Consider the following 19655-nt stretch of genomic DNA (forward strand, 5'->3'; position numbering starts at 1 on the left):
ACATGAACCATCAAGAGCTGTTCCGGGCGGCCCTGCGGGCCATCCGGGCCCACAAGCTCCGCAGCTTCCTCACCCTGCTGGGCATCATCATCGGCGTCACCACCATCGTGGGGGTGGTGGGGATCATCACGGGCCTGAACACCTACGTCAAAGAGAAGATCATCGTCCTCGCCCCGGACATGTACATCGTCACGCGGTTCGGCATCATCCGCAGCCGTGAGGAGTTCCTGAAGGCCGTCAAGCGGCCCCAGCTGTCCTGGGAGGAATATCAGCGGCTGAACAGCGGCGTGCTCACCCATGCGGCCATGGTCGGCACCCGCTCCTTCAAACAGCTGCCCGTCAATGTGGGCGACAAGCGCCTGGCCGACACGATCGTGGTCGGGGGCACGGCCAACTTCGCCCCCATCCTGGGGTTCGACACGCAGGGCAATGGTCGTCTCTTCACGGATGCCGAGGACCAGTCCGCGGCCAACGTGGCCGTCATCGGGGCCGACATCAAGGATCAGGTCTTCCCGAACCAGGATCCCCTGGGCCGCACCCTCCTGATCCGGGGCTTGCCCTTCCAGGTCATCGGCCACCTCCCCAAGGAGGGCAAGGGGCTGGGCATCAACCGGGACCAGCTCGTCCTGATCCCCTTCCAGGTCTATCGAAAGAACTTCTATGCCAAGAAGGACCAGCTGGACTACTTCATCAAGGCCAGGGGCGGCGTGGAGGGCCTGGACGCGTCCATCGACGAGACGCGGGCTTTCATCCGGGCCCTGCGTCATACCTCTTGGCGGGATCCCGATCCAGTGGGCTTCCTGACCCAGGACCAACTCCAGGAGCTCTGGCGCCAGATCAGCACGGCCACCTTCGTGCTGCTCACCCTCATCGCCTCGGTCTCCCTCGGCGTAGGTGGCATCGTGATCATGAACATCATGCTGGTGAGCGTGGCTGAACGGACCCAGGAGATCGGCGTACGCATGGCCCTGGGCGCCCGGAAGCGCGACATCCAGCGCCAGTTCCTGCTTGAGGCCTCCCTCCTCTCCATGGCCGGAGGCCTGATCGGCGTCCTCCTGGGAGGCGGGATCGCCCTGCTGGTCAAAGCCGCCACCGGCTTCCCGGCCCAGATCACCGTGGGCATTGTTCTGATGGGCATATCTCTCTCCACGGTGGTGGGCCTGCTGGCCGGCTTCCTCCCGGCCCGCCGGGCCGCCAACCTGCCCGTCATCGACGCCCTCCGGGCCGAGTAGGGGATCGCCATGGCCTCCGCCCGTACCCGCTCAGCCCTCCGCAGCATGGGGTTCGAGAATATCCGCTTCGCGCTGCGCTCCATCCTGGTGCAGCGCCTGCGCAGCTTCCTGACCCTGCTTGGCATCGTCTCCGGCGTGGCTACCGTCATCGCCATGGTGAGCTTCGTCGCGGGCTTCAACGATGCCATCACGGGCGCGTTCTCCAGCTTCGGCACCACCCTGGTGCAGTACCAGAAATACGATCCCCGCTTCGGAGGCGGGCCCACAGGTCCACCTGAGGAGCAACGTCGCCGCCGCAACCTGACGGTCGAGGATGCCCAGGCCCTCAAGCGACTCAACACCCTGGCAGCGGCCGTCAGCCCTGAACGGTACTTGAACTTGCCCGCCCTGGCAGCCTCCACCACCTTCAAGAACCGCAAGGGCAAGGAGGCCAATGGCCCGAACCTGGTGGGCGTGGTTCCAGATTATGCCGCGGCCAACAACGCCGGCATCGCCGATGGACGCTTCTTCACCGAAGCCGACATCACGCACTCCGCCAGGACCATCGTCATCGGACCGGATGTGGCGGAGGCCCTTTGGCTCAATCGGGATCCCATCAACCAGGAACTGCTCGTCAACGGCATCCCCTTCCGGGTGGTCGGTCTGCTGGAAAAACGCGGGTCCTTCATGGGCGGCAGTGCGGACAACATCGCCCTCATCCCCTTCAGCACCTTCGACGAGATGTTCCCCGATGTGAAGAACAGCAATGGCGACACGATCCACATTGCCACCGTGCCCAAGGACCCCCAGGGCATGCAGGCCATGATGGACCAGGGCATCTCGATCCTGCGGACCCGCCGAGGCCTGAAAGCCAAGGACCCCAACGACTTCGCCATCTACACCAGCGAAGGCCAGCTCGAGACCTTCCGCGCCATCACCGGCGGCATCGCCGGGGCCATGATCCTCATCGCCAGCATCGCCCTGCTGGTGGGCGGCGTGGGCGTCATGAACATCATGCTGGTCACCGTGACCGAGCGCACACGGGAGATCGGGGTGCGCAAGGCCCTGGGTGCCACCCGCAGGGACATCGGCACCCAGTTCCTGGTGGAGGCCGTCACCCTCACAGGCGTGGGCGGGGCCATCGGCATCGGCGTGGGGCTTGGCATCGCCATGCTGGTTCGTCTCGTCTTCGACTTCCCCGCCGCCGCGCCCCTCTGGAGCATCGCCCTCGGCTTCGGCGTCAGCACGGCCGTGGGGTTGATCTTCGGATTGTGGCCTGCCCTCAAGGCCGCAAAGCAGAATCCGATTGAGGCTCTGCGCTACGAGTAGCTACGAGTAGCTGCGGGCTCCTGGACCTCGCGGCTCAGAGGAGGCGAAGCACCAGCTCACCCTCGGTCCGGGAGAACTCGACCTCGCATGGACTGGGTGGCACACCGAAGGCCAGTTCCTCCAGCCGGGTGGTGCCGGCTTCGATCTCGGTCATCAACCTCCGAGGGTCGTGGTGGAACAAGATGGGGCCCGCCACAGCCGACCCATCAGCCTCTGAACCCTCCATGACCCGATCGGAATGTCCGAAGCAGGCGATCACATCCGCGGCCAGCTCGCCCAGCAGACGGTTGTCCCTCGCCTCGAAGAGGGATCGGAAGAAGCCGCGCATGCTTTCGATGGGTGCACCCTCGGTGTGGGGCTCCAGCCAGGCGGCAAAGGCCTCGAAGACCTCCGCTGGCCTCAGCTCCAGCGGCTCCAGCAGCATGCCGAACCAGGGCACGGCCCGGCCCTGGTTGTAGAGAATGTCGCAGCCCCGGGCGATGCGGCCTGCCAGGTCCATGTCCGCAACACTGAAGCTGGGCGAGCTGAGCACCCGGTAGGGATTGATCGCCTCGTGCCGCAGGTGGAGCCCGGCAGCCGTCTCCGCGAGGCGTGTGCCCGGCAGCACCGACAGGCGGAAGATATCGAGGTGGTTGGGCACTAGGCCCATGGCGAAATCCACGCTTTCCCGGAACCCCTCGAGGGTGTCGCCAGGCAGCCCGTAGATGAGGTCGAAGCCATAGGGTACGCCGGCCTGGTGCAGCAGGAGGATCTTGGCCTCGAAATCATCGGAGTCGAAACTCCGGCTGATGTTCCGGAGCACGTCATCGTGGGCGCTCTGCAGGCCGATCTGGAGGGTGCAGTGGATGGCCGCGAAGAGCTCAGCCATCCCCTCGTCGAGGAACTCGCTGCGGACCTCAAAGAAGAAGTGGGTGCCGGGCGCCTTGGCTGCGATGAGCCGCAGCACCTGCTTGGCCTGGACCTTGTGGTAGTTGAAGGTGGGATCCAGGACGAAGACCTCGCGGATGCCCCTCGCCTCGAACAGGTCAAGCTCCGCCTCCACCCGGGCCAGAGGGATCCGGCGGGTCCCCGCCGTGCCCCGGGCCTCGAAGCAGAAGTCGCAGGTGAAGGGACAGCCCCGGGACAATTCCCAGAGCGCCCCGCCGTATTCCTCCGGGCGCAGGGTGCCATCCAGGTAGGGGGAAGGCAGGTCCGTCAGGTCCTGCACGGGCATGGGCTTGGCCCACTCGGCCACCGCCTGGGGCGAGTCCCCCTGGAGGAGGCGTCGCATGGCCTCGACGATGATCGCCTCGCCCTCTCCAGGCAGCACGAAGTCCACGGCGGGATCCGCCAGCACGCCCGCGACATCCGCAGTGGCCTCGGCCCCGCCTGCGAAGAGGATGAGGTCCGGCCGGACGGTCTTCAGGTGGGCGGCGATCGCCAGGGTCTGGCTGCGGTTCCATACGTACATGGAGAACCCCACCAGGTCAGGGTCACCTGCAAGGATTCTGGCGGCACAGACGGATGTCTGCTCGGCCACGAAGGCATCCACCACCCGGGTCTCGATGGACGCCCCAAAGGCACCCTGGAGCACCGAGGCCAGCATGGCCGGCCCCAGGGGCAGGGACCGCGGAGAGGGTTCGATGTGGATCGCCACCAGGGCCAGCTTCATGGTTCCGCCTGCCACCAGCCTAGCCCCTCGGCGAGGGCGGGATGGCAGGATTCCCAGCCGCGACTCATGGCCCGGGAGTCCCTCTCCGATCTAGAGGAAGCCCTGTGGAGTTCGCCGTGCGACTGCTGCCTCTGATCTTCGTGACGACCGCCTTCGCCCTGCCGGCCGATGAACACGCGGCCCCGGTGGCCAAAGCCAAGCCGAAGGCTGCAATCCAGGCCCACGCCTCCGCCCCGGCTGCCCACGGTCCGGCCCCTGCGGCTGACGCGCCGGACTCCCCCAGCGCGGCCCTCGCCGAGCTCAGCGCCGGCAATGGTCGGTTCGTGGCCGGGAAGCGCGTCCGAACCCTGGATACCGGCCGCGACGCGGCCATGCGCGCGGCGTTGGTCGGTGGCCAGGCCCCCTTTGCCGTGGTCATCACCTGCTCCGACAGCCGGGTACCCGATGCCCTCCTCTTCGACCAGGAGGCGGGGCGCCTCTTCACCATCCGCGAGGCCGGGAACGCGCCGGATCTGCAGGGCATCGCCTCGGCCGAGTACGCCGCCGAGCACCTGGGCTCGAAACTGATCGTCGTCATGGGCCACAGCAGCTGCGGCGCCGTGAAGGCCGTGCGCGAGGCCAACGGCAAGCCGCTGCCCGGCAACCTCTGGGCCCTGCAGGCCGGCATGGCGGGCATGCTGGAGAGCACGCCCCAGGATCCCAACGAGGACGCCAAGGGCCACCTCGGCCGGCTGGAGGAGGCCAATGCCCGCCGCCAGGCCCAGGCCATGCTCGACCGCTCCGCCCTGTTGCGCGACCTCGCCGCTGCCGAGAAGCTCTGGATCGTGCCTGCCCTCTACAACCTGGCCAGCGGCAAGGTGGCGTTCTACAAGCCGGTGGGCGCTGCTGCACCTGCACCTGCGCACCACTGACCTGCCAGACTGGGGCCATGGACGCCCAAGACTTCCGCCGCCTCGGCTACCAACTCGTGGACTGGATCGCGGACTACCGCGAAGGGCTGGAGCGCCTGCCCGTCATGAGCCAGGTGAAGCCCGGCGAGATCCGGGCCGCCTTCCCGGACCATCCACCACTCCATGGCGGCCGCATGGACCAGGCCCTCGCGGCCCTACAGCGGGATGTGCTGCCCGGCATCACCCACTGGAACCACCCCTCCTTCTTCGCCTACTTCCCCAGCAACACCAGCTACAGCTCGATCCTCGGCGACCTGGCGGCCTCGGGCCTCGGTGCCCAGGGCATGAGCTGGCAGACCAGCCCCGCCGCCACGGAAGTCGAAGAAGTGGTCATGGACTGGCTGCGGCAGATGGTGGGCCTGAGCCCAGCCTTCACAGGCGTCATCCACGACACCGCCAGCACGGCCACCTTCACCGCCCTGCTCTGCGCCCGGGAGAAGGTGTCCGACTTCGCCCAGAACACGGAGGGCCTCCAGAGCGGTGAGGCGCCAATGGTGGTCTACGCCTCGGACCAGGGCCACAGCTCCATCGAGAAGGCGGCCCTGCTGGCGGGCTTCGGCCGCAGCTTCCTGCGCCTCATCCCCACGGACGAGAACCACGCCATCCGCCTGGACCTGTTGACCGCCGCCATCGAGAGGGATCTGGAGATCGGCCTGCGTCCCTGTGCCCTGGTGGCGGCCGTGGGCACCACGGGCACCACGGCCCTCGATCCGGTGGCGGCCATGGCTGACCTCGCCGAGCAGCACGGCCTGTGGCTGCACGTGGACGCCGCCCTCGCGGGCACGGCCATGGTGCTGCCCGAGTGCCGTTGGATGTGGGAGGGCGTGGAGCGAGCCGACAGCCTGGTGTTCAACCCCCACAAGTGGATGGGCGTGGGCTTCGACCTCAGCGCCTACTTCGTGCGGGATCCCCAGCACCTCATCCGCGTGATGAGCACCAACCCCAGCTACCTGCGCACGGCGCAGGATGGCCAGGTGAGCAACTTCCGGGACTGGCACATCCAGCTGGGGCGTCGCTTCCGGGCCCTCAAGCTCTGGTTCTATCTCATGGACGTGGGCGTGGTGGGTCTGCAGGCACGCCTGCGTCGGGACCTGGCGAACGCCCAGTGGCTCAAGGAGCAGGTCGATGCCGCGGACGACTGGGAGCGCCTGGCACCCGTGCCGTTGCAGACGGTCTGCATCCGCCACCTCAGGCCCGGCCTGGGTGAAGGCGCCCTAGCCGCCCACAACCTGGAACTGGCCCGCCACGTCAACGAAGGGGGCAGTGCCTACCTGACACCGTCCCTGCTCAAAGGGAAGCAGATGCTCCGCGTGAGCATCGGTGCCGAGACCACTGAGCGGCGGCACGTGGAAGCCCTCTGGAAGGCCCTCCAGGTAGGCACCACCTTCTGAAATCTCGACAATCCAACGACCGGTGATCTGGCCTCAACCTTCTGCACGAGCCGTCGATCCTTGGATGAGGAGACCTCCCCATGCGCGCCCTTGCCTGCACCGTACTGGCCTGTTTCTTCGCCGCCTGTGGCGGGGGTGGCTCCTCGAGCGCTCCGCCTCCCACCCCGGTCAACCCACCCTCCGTCACACGCCTGATCGTGCCCTCCACCACGGACCCGGCCATCACCACCTACCTCAACCCCCACGTGGCCATCAATCCCTATCCCGCCGTGGTGGCGAAGAACGGGCTGTTCCTCTTCCTCGTGGGCACTGGCGGCCAGCCCCAGAACCAGCAGCTCATCCAGGCGACCGGCGCGGCTCGCGGCTATCACGTGATCGGCCTGATGTACCCCAACACCCCGAGCGTGGGCAGCCTCTGTGATGCCAGCACGGATCCCGATGCCCACTGGAACGTGCGCCGGGAGATCATCACGGGACAGGATGTCTCGACTCTGGTGGCCATCTCGCCCACCGAATGCCTCGAACACCGGCTCACGGCCCTGCTGACCTACCTGTCCAACACCTATCCCACCGAAGGTTGGGGGCAGTATCTCGCGGCGGGACAACCCGTCTGGAGCAAGGTCACGGTGGGCGGGCACAGCCAGGGCGGAGGCCACGCGGGGGTCCTGGGCAAGCTCCACCCGGTGACCCGGGTCGTCTGCTTCTCCAGCCCAGCTGATTGGCGCAGCACGCCTAACCTGCCCGCCACATGGTATGCCTCCCCGGGAGTCACCGGACCGGAGCGCGTCTTCGGCTTCAGCCACCAGCAGGACGAACTGGTCACCTTGCCAGTGGTGACGGCCAACTGGACAGCCCTTGGCATGAACGCCTACGGCGCCGTGGTGGACGTGGACACCGTCGGCGCGCCCTATGCAGGCAGTCATGAACTCACCACGAACCTCGCCCACGCTCCCACCATCGCCTACCCGGCGCCATTCCACAGCGCCACCGTGGTGGATGCCGTGACCCCCAAGCTGGGGGACGGCAGCCCTGCCTACCGACCCGTCTGGATTCAGCTCTGTTTCCCATGAGGGAGTGATTTCACTTGCACCGAATGGCGGGTCGCCAGCACACTTTGCTCACCATGATGCCTGTCACGACCTTCAACCCGCGCCCCAGCCTTGCCACCCCGGTGGCCGGGTGTTCGGGGGCATGATCTAGCCACAGACCTTCCCGCTCTCCCGCCCCCGACCCACCGCGATCGGGGGTTTTTCGTTAGGCAGGATTCCATGAACCACCCCTCTAGGGCCTCCTCTGAACACCTGCAGCGCGCCGGCCTCGCCAACGCGCAGCGGATCGTCCTGAAGCTCGGCACCCAGGTCGTGCTGGATGCCGAGGGCCGGCCCGCCCTCAGCCGCCTCTACGGGCTCATGGAGACCGTGGCGGAGCTGCGCCGTCGGGGCGCCCAGCCGGTGCTGGTGTCCTCCGGGGCCGTGGGGCTCGGGGCCAGGCAACTGGGCATCCGGCCCGAGAGCCTGTCCCAGAAGCAGGCCTGTGCCGCCGCCGGCCAGGGCCAGCTCATGTCCATCTACCAGGAGGGCTTCGCCCGCATGGGGCTCTGTGCGGCCCAGGTGCTGCTCACCGAGGACGACTTCGCCGACCCCGTCCGCCACGCCAACCTCCGGCGCACGCTGGAGACGCTGCTGGAGCTGGGCGCCATCCCCGTGCTCAACGAGAACGACACCGTCTCCACCCTGGAGCTGGAGCGCCCCAATCCCGGCCACACGCCCATCTTCAGCGACAACGACCACCTGTCAGCCCTGGTGGCCACCCACCTGGAGGCGGACCTGCTGATCCTGCTGTCGGACGTGACGGCCCTGCACACCGCCAACCCCGGCCTCGACCCCGAGGCCACCCCCCTGACCGAAGTCCCCTTCGGCGCCGACCTGCAGGCCAACCTGGAGGGCGGCTCCGACCGCGGCCGGGGTGGCATGGTCAGCAAGGTGGAGGCGGCCCGCGCCGCCGCCCGGGCGGGGGTCCCCGTGGTGCTGGCCTCGGGACTCGCCGTCCACATCCTGGCCAGGATCCTTTCGGGCGAGCCCGTGGGCACCCTCTTCCTCGCCGCACCCAAGGGAGGCCGGTCATGACCACGGAAAGCTCCGCCCCCCAGGCCATCCACCGCCTGGCGCAGGCCGCCCGCGAGGCCTCACGGCACCTGGCGACCACCCCCTCCGATCTGCGCACCGGCGTGCTCCTGCGCCTGGCTCAGGAGCTGGATCAGCGTGCCGCGGAGATCCTCTCGGCCAATGCCCAGGATGTCAGCGCGGCATTGGGCGTCATCGATCCCTCGGCCCTTGAGCGCCTGAAGCTGGACGCCGTCAAGCTCGACGCCATGGCGAAGGGCGTCCGTGCCGTGGCGGACCTGCCGGATCCGCTGCATCAGGTCCTGCTGCGCCGTGAGCTCGACGCCGGGCTCGAACTCACCCGGGTGAGCTGTCCCCTGGGCGTGCTCTGCGTGGTCTTCGAGTCGCGGCCTGATGCCCTCATCCAGATCAGCGCCCTGGCCTTGAAGAGCGGCAACGCCGTGCTGCTCAAGGGCGGTAGCGAGGCCCGCCACTCCAACGCGGCGCTGCTCGCTGCGGTGCAGGCCGCGCTGCGCAATACGGGCCTGCCCGAGGCCGCCGTGCAGGGCCTGGCGGATCGCGCGGCGGTCGCCGCGCTCCTGCAGCGCCCCGACCTGGTGGACCTGGTCATCCCCCGGGGTTCCCGGGAGTTGGTCATGAGCCTCCAGGCCGCCACCCGGATCCCCGTGCTGGGCCACGCGGATGGCATCTGCCATATGTTCCTCGACGCGGCAGCGGACACAGCCATGGCCGTGGCCTTGGTGCGGGATGCCAAGCTGCAGTACCCCTCCGCCTGCAACGCCGTGGAGACCGTGCTGCTCCACCGAGAAGCGGCGGCCCGGCTTCTGCCCGCCCTGGTGGCGGACCTCGTTCCCCGGGGGGTGGAGCTGCGCGGCTGCCCGAGCTGCCGCGACCTGGTCCCCGCCATCGCGCCCGCCACAGACGCCGACTGGGACGCCGAGTACGGCCTCCCCATCCTGGCCGTGAAGGTGGTGGCCGACCTCGACGGGGCCCTGGCCCACATCCGCGCCCACGGCAGCGGCCACACGGAAGCCATCGTGACGGAGGATCCCGCCACCGCCGCCCACTTCCTGGCCGAGGTGGACGCCGCGGGCGTCTTCCACAACGCCTCGACCCGCTTCGCCGACGGCTTCCGTTACGGCTTCGGGGCCGAGGTCGGCATCAGCACCGGGCGCATCCACGCCCGGGGGCCGGTCGGATTGGAGGGCCTGCTCAGCTACCGCTACCTGCTCCGGGGCTCAGGGCAGCGGGTCGAGGACTATGCGGGACCCGCCGCCCGCCCCTTCACGCACCGCGATCTCATTCCTGACGCATAAGGTTCATTTATCAATGCATAAGGTTCTATAACTTTGAGCCGAGAACCTGAAATGCTAGCCTTAACCAATGCTTGTCGCCCCCGGGTTGCCGCAGGGGCGGCATTTTTCGTATCGGGAGGTACCGTGGCTGCCCTTCTCTCTCCTGAAACGCCCGCCTTCGCCGTGCCCGAGTCGAACCTCGTCCCGGTGAGCGACCACCTGGGGAAGCTCATGGCCATCCCGGCCTCGCGCATGTTCCTCATCAACAAGTCGCTGAAGGTCTTCCAGGAGAAGCAGCCCGGCCTGCCTATCTTCGACGCCAGCCAAGGCGACGGCGGTGCCTCCCTGCCCGGCGTGCCCGAAGCCCTGCTGGATCGCGCCTTCGAACTGCAGAAGCAGCACGGCACCGCCTACGACATGCCCTTCGGCACCGAGGCCTACCGCAAGGCCGTGGCCGAGAGCTACTGGAAGCTGGCGCCGGAGACCGGCTGGGGCACGGCCAACGTCATCGGCACCCAGGGCGGCCGCGATGGCCTGCAGAAGGCCTACCAGGCGATGCTGGCCCTGGGCCATGGCCGCCAGGGCGACGTGGTGGTCGTGAGCCGGGTGCCCTGGATCAGCTACAACTGGGGGCCGTACGGCATCGGCGCCAACGTGATGTGGGCCCCGGGCCGCGCCGAGGAGGGCTGGGCCTATTCCGAGGACGGCATCCGCGCCTGTGTCAGCGAAGCCGCCAAGACCGGCCGCAAGGTGGCGGGCCTCGTCATCACCAGCCCGGACAATCCCACGGGCCAGACCCTCACCCTGGAGCGCCAGATCGCCCTGGCCCGGACCGCCCTGGAGGCGGGCGTGGCCTTCGTGCTCTTCGACTGGATGTATCACGCCGTGGGCGATGGGGAGCCCTACGACGTGAACGTACTGCTGCGGGCCTTCGAGCCCGAGCTGCGTAAGCGCCTCATGGTGCTGGACGGCATCACCAAGAGCCTGGGTGGGTCCAACATCCGCAACTGCCACCTTCTGGCCGACGCCGAAGTGGTGAAGACCATCGTGGCCCAGGCCTCACACACGGTGATCCCCTCCTTCTTCAGCCTGGCCGTGGCCATGGCCGCCTACGAGCAGGGGTTCGCCACTGCCAGCGCGCCCATCGCCGGGCCCTGCCGCGCCAGCCGCGCCTGGCTGCGCGAGTTCCTGAAGACCCAGGGCCTCACCCACATCATCGGCCAGGGCTACTACGCCTTCATCAATGTCGCCGAGGGCCTGAAGGCCAAGGGCTGGGCCGACAGTGAGCCCCTGGGCCAGAACTTTGCCGAGAACCACGGCGTGGCAGTCGTGCCCGGCGCCTTCTTCAGCCCCTATGGCGGCGACTGGATCCGCTTCTCCTACGCCACCCCCGTCGAGCGCACCCAGGGCGCGGCTACGCGGCTGATCGAGGCGCTGAAATCGCTCCGGAATTGAACATACTCAACACGAAGACGGGAAGACCACGAAGGAAGTGCTCTGTCCTACCCTTCCGTTCTGCTTCGTGGCCTTTCTGTCTTCGTGGTTTGCAGTTGTCTTTTCTGTTTGCTCCGGAGCACCCGTGTTCGACTTGAACGCCTTTGTCGAGAAGTTCCAGCTGGCGCGGCAGACGGCGCTGGAGACCCGGCCCTCGGGCGGGCTCTGCGGGCTGGAGTTGGAGTGGAACCTGGTGGATCCGCAGTTCCGTCCGCTGCTCACCGTGGGCACGGGACCCGACCACATGTCCTTCGTGGACCACCTGCGCTCAAAGGTGCTGTCCCCCTGGACGGAGGAGTACCACCAGCTCGAGGTCTTCCACTGGATGATCGAGTGGGTTACCAAGCCCTACCACACGCCCCGGGGCGCGGTGTACGAGGGCCGCCTGCTGGAAGGCGCCCTCATCAATGCCCTGGCCAAGGCCGGCCGCAGCTTCGGGGAGCCTCTCCACTACTGGCACGGCAACCTGCTCGTGCTGCCCAAGATCGGCCCGGACTGCGTGCCCGAGTCCTGGCACCTGGCCAAGCGGCGCTACCTGCAGCGCTGCGTGGACATGTACGGCACCGAGCTGGCCACGGCCGGCACCCACTCCAACCTGAGTCTGCCCGAGCCCATGCTGGCCTGGGACTTCATGCACCTGCCCACCAGCGAGCGGGGCGACACGCACCTGGACGACTACAAGAACCGGATCTACATCACGGGTACCCGGCTCATGCGCGCCTTCGCCGCGCTCTTCATCGCCACCAGCGCCAGTACTCCCCTGCAGGCTTCGGAAGAGGACGGCCAGCCGGTGGTTCGGCTCACGCCCTACGAATCGGTGCGCAACCTCACCTTCCCGAACCCGCCAGCCCTCGACGTGCCGGACTTGAACCGCAGCCATGCCGACTACCTGCGCCTGTCCTACGACCTGGTGCGCAGCGGCGTGCGCTTCGGCAACAACAATTGGATCCCGGTCCGCGCCCGCTCCCAGGCAGAGCCCGTGGAACGGCTCATCCAGGTCACCAGCGACCAGCTGCACGACATCTACGCCCGGGGCCTCTTCGCCGCGGGGCAGACCCGCAACGTGGAGGACATGGCGGCCCAGATCGAGCGGCAGAACCTCTTCGCCCGCATCGACCTGCCCATGGCCCGCGTGGAGGTGCGCACGGACGATCCGGGCCACGACCTGGCCCTGGACGTCGCCAACCTCACGCTGAAGCACCTGCTGCTGCTGCGCTTCTACGCGGACCCCGACTTCGCCCGGGGATTCCGCTACGACGCCGAGGACATCAAGCGCGCCCGCCGCAACGAGGAGCTGGCCGCCAAGGAGGGCCTGCGCGGTGTCATCGAGGATCCCCTCACGGCCAAGCCCATCTCCCTCTCTGCCTTCCTGGACTGGACCCTGCTGGAGATGCGGCCGCTGGCTGAAGCCCTGGGTCTCTGGGAGGACCTCCAGCCTCTGCGCGATCTGGCTGCGGGAGCCCCCAGCACCGCCGAGCGCATCCGGCAGGCCCTGAAGGCCAGGCTGGGCACCTCGGACATCGTGCCTCCTGCCCTGCTGGTGGAACTGGCGGAGGCCCGGAAGGACCGGGTGCGCGATGAAGTGGAGACCATCACCGCCCACCTCGCCGACCTGGGGGAGGAGGAAGGCAAGCTGCGCGATTTCGTGGAACACGCCCGCGACGAGGTGACGCTGGATCCCCAGGCTCCCGTCCGCTTCCAACCCCGGCCCGAGTCCCTGGTCGATGCGGAATACCCCGACAAAACGGCGGAGGTCATTGCCCTCTCCCAGCGCCTGGTGCGCATTCCCAGCGTCACGGCCTGCCCCGAGGAGCGCCTGCCGGAAGTCCACCGCGCCGCCACCTTTGTCCACGACTACCTCCGCAACCACGGCGTGCCCGTGCGCACCTTCGACCATGGCCCGTTCCCGGCGGTGCTGGCCCACTTCCCGGGCGGCGAGAAGGCCCCGGCCATGCTCTGCGGGCACTTCGACGTGGTAGAGCCGGAACCGGATGACACCCAGTTCGAGCCCAGAATCCAGGGCGACTACCTGTACGGACGCGGTGCCGCCGACATGAAGACCGTGGTGTCCACCTACCTCGTCTGGATGAAGGACACGCTCAGGAAGGGCGCGCCCTACCCGCCCATCAACCTGCTGCTGGTGGGGAACGAGGAGAACGGCGAGCTTGAGCCCATGGGTACGCCCCACGTGCTGAAGGTCCTCAAGGAGGAGTGGGACTACGAGCCGTCCTTCTTCATCGCGGGCGAGCGCACCGGCGAGAAGGGCACCGAGCTATGGGGCGAAGTCTGCACCCAGAACCGCGGCGTCCTCCGCTTCGAGCTCATCGCCCACGGCACCCGCGGGCACAGCGGCCTAGCCGGCGGGACCGACCTCACCGAAAGGCTTCTCAGCGCCCGTGAGGCCCTGCGCGAGCTCTTCGCCAAGCACCTGACCCTGAAGGCTGCCGATGGCTGGCAGTCCCTGGCCCGCTTCGCCTACATCCAGGTGGGCACGCCCGGCATCTACAACATCACGCCGGACCGCGGCTCCCTGGGTGTGGAAATCCGCGCCATCCCCCAGGACGACGTCTCGAGGATGCGCGCCGAGATCGAGGCCCTGGTCGCCGAGCTGCAGCTGGAGTTCCTCCCCTCCGCCTGGGAACCGGGCGTGGCCTGCGATCCCGAGAACCCCTACCTCAAGGCCCTGCTGAAGGGCATCACCACCGCCGGCGGCGACGTGCGCATTGGTCGCAAGGGTGCCGGCACCTCCGCCCGCTTCGCACCGGGCGGCCAAGCTGTGGTGTGGGGTCAGACGGGCATCGGCCCCCACGCGGCCAACGAACGCCACTTCATCCCCAGCATCGACCCGTACTACCGGGCTCTGGACGCATTTGCCGCCGAGACGAGTAGACTGCGCTGAGCCCATCCGCCCCTGGGGTAACGCCCTTGAAGTCCTTCCTCGCCTCGCTGAGATACGAGTTCTCCTCCGCCCGGGAACCGAACATGGAGCTCCGGCTCTTCCGCCTGCTCTGCCTGGCGGGGGCCTTCCTCTCCTTCGCCGTGGTCATCCCGGTGAACACCATCCAGAATCTGCCCTTGCTCCTCAATGTCACCATCGCGATCTTCGGACTGGTGGCCCTGGCCCTCTACTGGGCCTCGCTGCGCGGGTCCCACTTCATGCGGACCTTCTTCGTGATCGTGGCCTTGGTCCTCAACCTGTGCTGGTTCACGGATGCGGGCTCCCAGGGCAGCATCGCCATGTTCTTCTTCGCCGGCGTCATGATCAACGGCATCTTCTTTCGCGGGCGGGAGCGCTGGGTCTTCCTGCTCCTCTTCCTGGCGAACGTGCTGGCGCTCCTGGCCCTCGATCATGTGCGCCCTGAATGGTCGATCCCCTTCCAGACGCCTTTTGACCGCTACCTCGACCTCACCACGGGCTTCCTCGTCAGCGCCGTGGCCTGCGTCCTGATGCTGTGGGTGGTGGTGGCCACCCACGATGAGGAGCGGAAGCGCCTGCACGAGGCGAACCAAGCGCTGCAGCAGAGCCTCAACGAGATCCGCACCCTGCAGGGCCTGCTCCCGATCTGCAGCTGGTGCAAGAAGATCCGGGATGACGAGGGCCTGTGGACCCAGGTGGAGCACTACCTCGCCGAGCACACGGAGGCCTCCTTCACCCACGGCATGTGCCCCGAGTGCGCCAAGGAGCACTTCCCCAAGCCATAAGCGGCCCTCCGCCGAGATCCATCCCCACTGCCAGACCCTGATCGGTATTGAAGGCCAAGGAGGGCTTCCCGGAGCTGCTGGGAGATCCAGAACCCCGAAGTCGGCACCCCGTCCAGACCGGTCGGGGCGACCAGGTGCGGCATTGACTACCACGCGATCCTGCATGGTGGGACAATGGCCACCAATCCATCCGCCACTTCCCGCGAACCATGCGGCCGTCGGCCCCCCCACCTCCAGCAGGAGCAGCCATGCCGAGATTCGCCGCCAACCTGACCATGCTCTTCAACGAGCTGGAGTTCCTCGACCGCTTCGAGGCCGCAGCCAAAGCAGGATTCCGCGGCGTGGAGTATCTCTTCCCCTACGCCTTCCCGAAGGAGCATCTGGCCGAGCAGCTGGGCCGCCACGACCTGGTCCAGGCGCTGCACAACCTCCCCTCCGGCGACTGGGCCAAGGGTGAGCGGGGCATCGCGGTGCTGCCCGATCGCGTGGGTGAATTCCAAGATGGGGTAGGCAAGGCCATCGATTACGCCAAAGCCCTCGGCTGCACGCGGCTCAACTGCCTGGCGGGCATCCGTCCAGCCGGAGTCGCGGACCACAAGCTCCAGGAGACCCTGGTGGCCAACCTCCGCTTCGCGGCCGACCAGTTGCAGGCCGCTGGCATCCGCCTGCTGGTCGAAGCCATCAACACCCGTGACATTCCCGGGTTCTACCTTTGCGGCACCCAGCAGACCGCGGAAGTCCTCGCCGCAACCGGCAGCGACAACGTCTACCTGCAGTACGACATCTACCACATGCAACGCATGGAAGGCGAGTTGGCTGCCACGCTGGAACAGCACCTGCCCCGCATCGCCCATATCCAGCTGGCGGACAACCCCGGACGGCACGAACCCGGCACGGGGGAGATCAACTACCCCTTCCTGTTCGGCCATCTCGACCGCCTCGGCTACGACGGCTGGATCGGCTGCGAGTACAAGCCCCTCACCACGACGACCGAGGGCCTGGGCTGGGTCACCGTCATGGGCAGGTAGCCCGGCATCACCCCGCGGCCTGGACCATGTCTGGGAACACCAACGCACAGGAAGCTTCCACCCTTCCGGAGGAAACATGAGCAGGATCGGATTTGTCGGACTGGGCATCATGGGCACGCCCATGGCGGGCCACCTGATCAAGGCTGGCCATGAGGTGTTCCTGTTCAGCATCCCCGCGGTGCCCCAGGCCCTGGTCGAGGCCGGTGGGAAGGCCTGCACGAACGGAAGGGAAGTCGCCCAGAAGGCGGACCTCATCATCCTCATGGTGCCGGATACGCCCCACGTGCGTTCGGCCCTGTTCGAGGCCAACGGCATCGCCGAAGGCCTGACGCCTGGCAAGACGGTGGTCGACATGAGCTCCATCTCGCCCATCGACACCAAGGACTTCGCCAAGCAGATCAACGACCTGGGCTGTCAGTACCTGGATGCGCCCGTCTCCGGCGGCGAGGTGGGCGCCAAGAACGCCACCTTGTCGATCATGGTGGGCGGCTCCGAAGCCACCTTCGAGCAGGTCCGGCCCGTGTTCGAATTGCTGGGCAAGAACATCACGCTGGTGGGCCAGAACGGCGACGGGCAGACGGCCAAAGTCGCCAATCAGATCATCGTGGCCCTGACCATCGAGGCCGTGGGTGAGGCTCTGCTATTCGCGGCCAAGGCCGGTGCCGATCCGGCCAAGGTCAGGGCGGCCCTGATGGGCGGCTTCGCCTCGTCTAAGATCCTGGAAGTGCACGGCGAGCGCATGATCAAGCGGACCTTCGACCCGGGCTTCCGCATCGAGTTGCACCAGAAGGACCTGAACCTGGCCCTCTCCACCGCCCGGACCCTGGGCGTGGCCCTGCCCAACACGGCCACGGCCCAGGAACTGTTCAACGCCTGCGCGGCCCACGGGGGCAAGGCCTGGGATCACTCGGCCATGGTCCGGGCGTTGGAGACTCTGGCGAATTTCGAGATCGGCCAGTCGGTCACGACCGAGAAGTGACGGCCTCTGCGGGGAAAGGAACCATCCCACCACCAGGAGACCAGGGCGCGCAGCCAGCAGTCCTTCGATTCCTGGCGCTTTGGTGACTTGGGGGAATTCTAGCGGTTGAAATCCAGGTTCTCCGTCAACCGAGTGCCATCCTTCTTGAAGGTTTCCAGGAACCGCGCGATGCGCGCTTCCGCCTCGGACAACCGCTCCACGCCCAGGTTGAGGTTGAGCAGATCCACATACCAGGGGGCCTTGAGGTCGCTCTGGACATAGGTCTGGACGATGGCCCGGGCGATGGGGAGGGTGGTGTCCTTGGAGTCATCGTGGACGTCGCGGTTGCCGGCCTGGCGGAGCTTGGCGTATTCCTCCTCCAGCAGGCGGGCGAAGAGGGCCGGCGTGAAGGCATCCCCGGCGGCGCAGCCGGTCCCTGCATCGGCCTCGGTAAGCAGCGCGCCCTTGTGGATCCACTCCCACAGAATGGAGAGCCGGATCTCGCCCGTGGCCATGTCCTCCATGAGGTAGAGCACGTCGTCGTTCCCGAAGAAGTCCGCGGGCTTCAGAGCCGCGGCCTGGAAGCCCCGCAGGAAGGCGTTGCCGTACTGCAACGCGACGGAGAGCAGGTCGCGGGCGCCTGCGATGGTGCGGGGCGCGGGCTCCAGGTGCATGAGGCCCGCAGCGTCTTCGGGCGTGTAGGTCAGCGCCGGGAAGGCACGGCCCGACTGGTTGGCCTGCCCCACCTTCTCCCAGACCGGGCGCACGATGTGGACCATCTTCCAGTGGGCCACCCACTTGCCGGAGGCGCCCTCCCGCTGTTCGCGTTCGGCGCCGGCCACCGCCTTCTTCATGCTCGCGGAGACGCCAGATTCTGAGCCCACGGGAATGTTGGGCTCCATGCCGCCCTGCCAGAGGGCGAAGCGACCGTTCCGGTCCGGCGTGTTCATGGCACGGCGCACGCGGTCCTCGTAGGTCCGCATGTAGCCGTAGGTCATGGTGATGGCCTGGATGTTGGGGTTCACGAAGTCGCGGTCCCAGGCCAGCGCATCCGAAACACTGTTGATGTAGTCCCAACGCCCAGTATTGAAGCCCACGAAATGCGGCGAGAGGGCAGCGCGGATCTCCATGAGCTGGAAGCACTGCTCGATCTGCTCCACCAGCACGTAGCACTTGATGGTGCCCCCGGGCAGGCCCAAGTGCGTCTCCAGGGCGAGGATCATGGCATTGAAGAGGGCGGCGTCCTCGGCGGTCTGGGTCTTGGGCAGGTAGAGGACGAGGCTGCGGCCGACGGCCCGCAGGCGCTCGTGGTTGTTCACCACGAACATCACCATGTCCGCGATGGAGGCGGAGAAGCCCTGGCCGTCCAGGCGGATGTGGCGGTCATCCAGGTGGAGGCCCCGCACACGGTAGATCACGGTGGTGAAGTCCAGTTGCTGGCGCCAATCGGCGATGATGGGGCGGCCGAAGAAGCCCTGGGCCCACTGGTTCATCTCGCGGGAGACCTCCTCGGCCACGTCCAGGAAAAGCGGATCACGGGCGAGGGCGAGCTTGAGGTTGCGGTGGTTGTCGAGGGACATGGTGTCCACCTGACCCAGGGCGTCCTCGCCGTCGAACATCCAGCCGTCGGCCCCGGAGAGCAGGGCATAGGCCACGTTGCGGATGCCGGAGCGCACGTCGGCGCGGGGCTTGGTGGCGGGTCCGGTGCCCTGGATCCACTGGCGCTGGAGGTCCGGCGGGATCACGGCGCCCTCGAAGTTGCCGGACCGGGCGTCGGCCACCTTGATCTGGGTGCCCGGGATCAGGGACTCGGGATCCAGGAATGTGATTCGCTCACCGTGCTCGTGGCGGCGCTTCCGGCGGGCAGTACGGGCGGCCATCCGTTCCCGTCGGCGCGCATTCAGGGGGGCGAGGGCCTCCAGGGCACGGAGCACTTCCGGCGTGTAGACATCGGGGTAGTCCGCCAGAATCCCCGAGCGGAATTCGAGGGTCGTCGTCATTACGGGCCTCCACGCGCAGCACCAACGGATTAGGTGCTTTCATTGTTCCCGGAAATCACTGTAGGGACATTCCTACTTTCAGTAGCCGACAGACCCGCGCCGTGGCGGTCTCCACTAGGGCGGCCCCCTGGCCAATGCAGGCCTCCAGGGCCATGGGATGAGGAACGGTGCTGGCCAAGGCGTCGATGCCGTGGGCCAGCACCTCCTCCGCGCCGTCGCCCAGCCCACCCGAGAGGCAGATCACGGGCACACCGTGGCGCTTCGCCACCGCCGCGACGCCCACGGGGGCCTTGCCCATGGCCGTCTGGAAGTCCGTCCGCCCCTCGCCGGTGATGACCAGGTTCGCACCCTGGACCAGGGCGTCGAAGCCCGTGGTCTCCAGCACGATGGCCACGCCGGGCCGCAGGCTGGCCGGGGTGAAGAAGAGTAGGCCGGCCCCCAGCCCGCCCGCCGCTCCGGCGCCCGGTGACAGGGCCACATCGCGGCCCGTGGCCTGGGCCGCGACCTTCGCGAACACTCCCAG

15 protein-coding genes are annotated in these 19655 nt (G+C 67.6%); 12 read left to right on the top strand and 3 right to left on the bottom strand.

Going from position 1 to position 19655, the window contains the following annotated elements; translation table 11 throughout:
- Positions 1-2 precede the first annotated feature (2 nt).
- Together WAS25_RS14300 and WAS25_RS14305 are read left to right on the top strand one after the other, a co-directional pair.
- On the top strand, positions 3-1232 hold the full coding sequence (locus tag WAS25_RS14300) for an ABC transporter permease (RefSeq protein ID WP_422313276.1): 1230 nt from the start codon (positions 3-5) through the stop codon (positions 1230-1232).
- A 9-nt stretch (positions 1233-1241) separates the two neighbouring features.
- Positions 1242-2540, top strand: coding sequence for an ABC transporter permease (locus WAS25_RS14305; RefSeq protein ID WP_422313278.1), 1299 nt, complete (start codon positions 1242-1244; stop codon positions 2538-2540).
- A gap of 34 nt (positions 2541-2574) precedes the next feature.
- On the opposite strand, the gene WAS25_RS14310 is transcribed toward WAS25_RS14305, so the two are convergent.
- A complete protein-coding gene (locus WAS25_RS14310; RefSeq protein WP_422313280.1) occupies positions 2575-4191 on the bottom strand; it encodes a B12-binding domain-containing radical SAM protein in 1617 nt (538 codons plus the stop codon).
- A gap of 116 nt (positions 4192-4307) precedes the next feature.
- Between WAS25_RS14310 and WAS25_RS14315 the strand changes: the two genes are divergently transcribed.
- The 10 genes from WAS25_RS14315 (at position 4308) to WAS25_RS14360 (ending at position 17153) form a co-directional block, all read left to right on the top strand.
- Positions 4308-5102 (top strand): carbonic anhydrase, encoded by a 795-nt coding sequence (locus tag WAS25_RS14315; protein ID WP_422313282.1) that lies wholly within the window; start codon positions 4308-4310, stop codon positions 5100-5102.
- 17 nt (positions 5103-5119) lie between these two features.
- Complete coding sequence (locus WAS25_RS14320; RefSeq protein WP_422313284.1) at positions 5120-6532, top strand: pyridoxal phosphate-dependent decarboxylase family protein; 1413 nt, start codon at positions 5120-5122, stop codon at positions 6530-6532.
- Between the two features lie 80 nt (positions 6533-6612).
- The gene (locus WAS25_RS14325; RefSeq protein ID WP_422313286.1) at positions 6613-7602 is read left to right on the top strand and encodes a BPSS1187 family protein; all 990 of its coding nucleotides are present in this window, start codon (positions 6613-6615) and stop codon (positions 7600-7602) included.
- A gap of 198 nt (positions 7603-7800) precedes the next feature.
- Positions 7801-8658 (top strand): glutamate 5-kinase, encoded by an 858-nt coding sequence (gene proB, locus WAS25_RS14330; protein WP_422313288.1) that lies wholly within the window; start codon positions 7801-7803, stop codon positions 8656-8658.
- Positions 8655-9971 carry a glutamate-5-semialdehyde dehydrogenase gene (locus WAS25_RS14335; RefSeq protein WP_422313290.1) on the top strand — a complete coding sequence of 439 codons (1317 nt, stop codon included), beginning with the start codon at positions 8655-8657 and terminating at the stop codon, positions 9969-9971. The genes proB and WAS25_RS14335 overlap by 4 nt, the downstream gene beginning before the upstream one ends.
- Positions 9972-10094: 123 nt before the next feature.
- Positions 10095-11405: an aminotransferase class I/II-fold pyridoxal phosphate-dependent enzyme gene (locus WAS25_RS14340; RefSeq protein ID WP_422313292.1), complete on the top strand. Its 1311-nt coding sequence runs from the start codon at positions 10095-10097 to the stop codon at positions 11403-11405.
- Positions 11406-11529: 124 nt separating this feature from the next.
- Complete coding sequence (locus WAS25_RS14345) at positions 11530-14343, top strand: M20/M25/M40 family metallo-hydrolase (RefSeq protein ID WP_422313294.1); 2814 nt, start codon at positions 11530-11532, stop codon at positions 14341-14343.
- 26 nt (positions 14344-14369) lie between these two features.
- On the top strand, positions 14370-15146 hold the full coding sequence (locus tag WAS25_RS14350) for a hypothetical protein (protein ID WP_422313296.1): 777 nt from the start codon (positions 14370-14372) through the stop codon (positions 15144-15146).
- Between the two features lie 248 nt (positions 15147-15394).
- Complete coding sequence (hyi, locus tag WAS25_RS14355; RefSeq protein ID WP_422313298.1) at positions 15395-16174, top strand: hydroxypyruvate isomerase; 780 nt, start codon at positions 15395-15397, stop codon at positions 16172-16174.
- Between the two features lie 76 nt (positions 16175-16250).
- Entirely contained in the window at positions 16251-17153 is a 903-nt protein-coding gene (locus WAS25_RS14360; protein ID WP_422313300.1) for a 2-hydroxy-3-oxopropionate reductase, read from the top strand.
- 98 nt (positions 17154-17251) lie between these two features.
- Here the strand turns inward: WAS25_RS14360 and WAS25_RS14365 are convergent, their stop codons facing one another.
- Entirely contained in the window at positions 17252-19132 is a 1881-nt protein-coding gene (locus WAS25_RS14365) for a malate synthase (protein WP_422313302.1), read from the bottom strand.
- Positions 19133-19187: 55 nt separating this feature from the next.
- A partial coding sequence (locus WAS25_RS14370) for a glycerate kinase (protein WP_422313304.1) occupies positions 19188-19655 on the bottom strand: 468 nt, incomplete at its 5' end.

Origin of the sequence: Geothrix sp., from assembly GCF_049292215.1 — a bacterium.
Lineage (GTDB): Bacteria > Acidobacteriota > Holophagae > Holophagales > Holophagaceae > Geothrix.

Coding starts and splice junctions, on each gene's coding strand:
- WAS25_RS14325 (WP_422313286.1), top strand. CDS start 6,613: ATGCGCGCCCTTGCCTGCACCGTACTGGCCTGTTTCTTCGCCGCCTGT.
- hyi (WP_422313298.1), top strand. CDS start 15,395: ATGCCGAGATTCGCCGCCAACCTGACCATGCTCTTCAACGAGCTGGAG.
- WAS25_RS14310 (WP_422313280.1), bottom strand. CDS start 4,191: ATGAAGCTGGCCCTGGTGGCGATCCACATCGAACCCTCTCCGCGGTCC.
- proB (WP_422313288.1), top strand. CDS start 7,801: ATGAACCACCCCTCTAGGGCCTCCTCTGAACACCTGCAGCGCGCCGGC.
- WAS25_RS14320 (WP_422313284.1), top strand. CDS start 5,120: ATGGACGCCCAAGACTTCCGCCGCCTCGGCTACCAACTCGTGGACTGG.
- WAS25_RS14360 (WP_422313300.1), top strand. CDS start 16,251: ATGAGCAGGATCGGATTTGTCGGACTGGGCATCATGGGCACGCCCATG.
- WAS25_RS14335 (WP_422313290.1), top strand. CDS start 8,655: ATGACCACGGAAAGCTCCGCCCCCCAGGCCATCCACCGCCTGGCGCAG.
- WAS25_RS14300 (WP_422313276.1), top strand. CDS start 3: ATGAACCATCAAGAGCTGTTCCGGGCGGCCCTGCGGGCCATCCGGGCC.
- WAS25_RS14305 (WP_422313278.1), top strand. CDS start 1,242: ATGGCCTCCGCCCGTACCCGCTCAGCCCTCCGCAGCATGGGGTTCGAG.
- WAS25_RS14365 (WP_422313302.1), bottom strand. CDS start 19,132: ATGACGACGACCCTCGAATTCCGCTCGGGGATTCTGGCGGACTACCCC.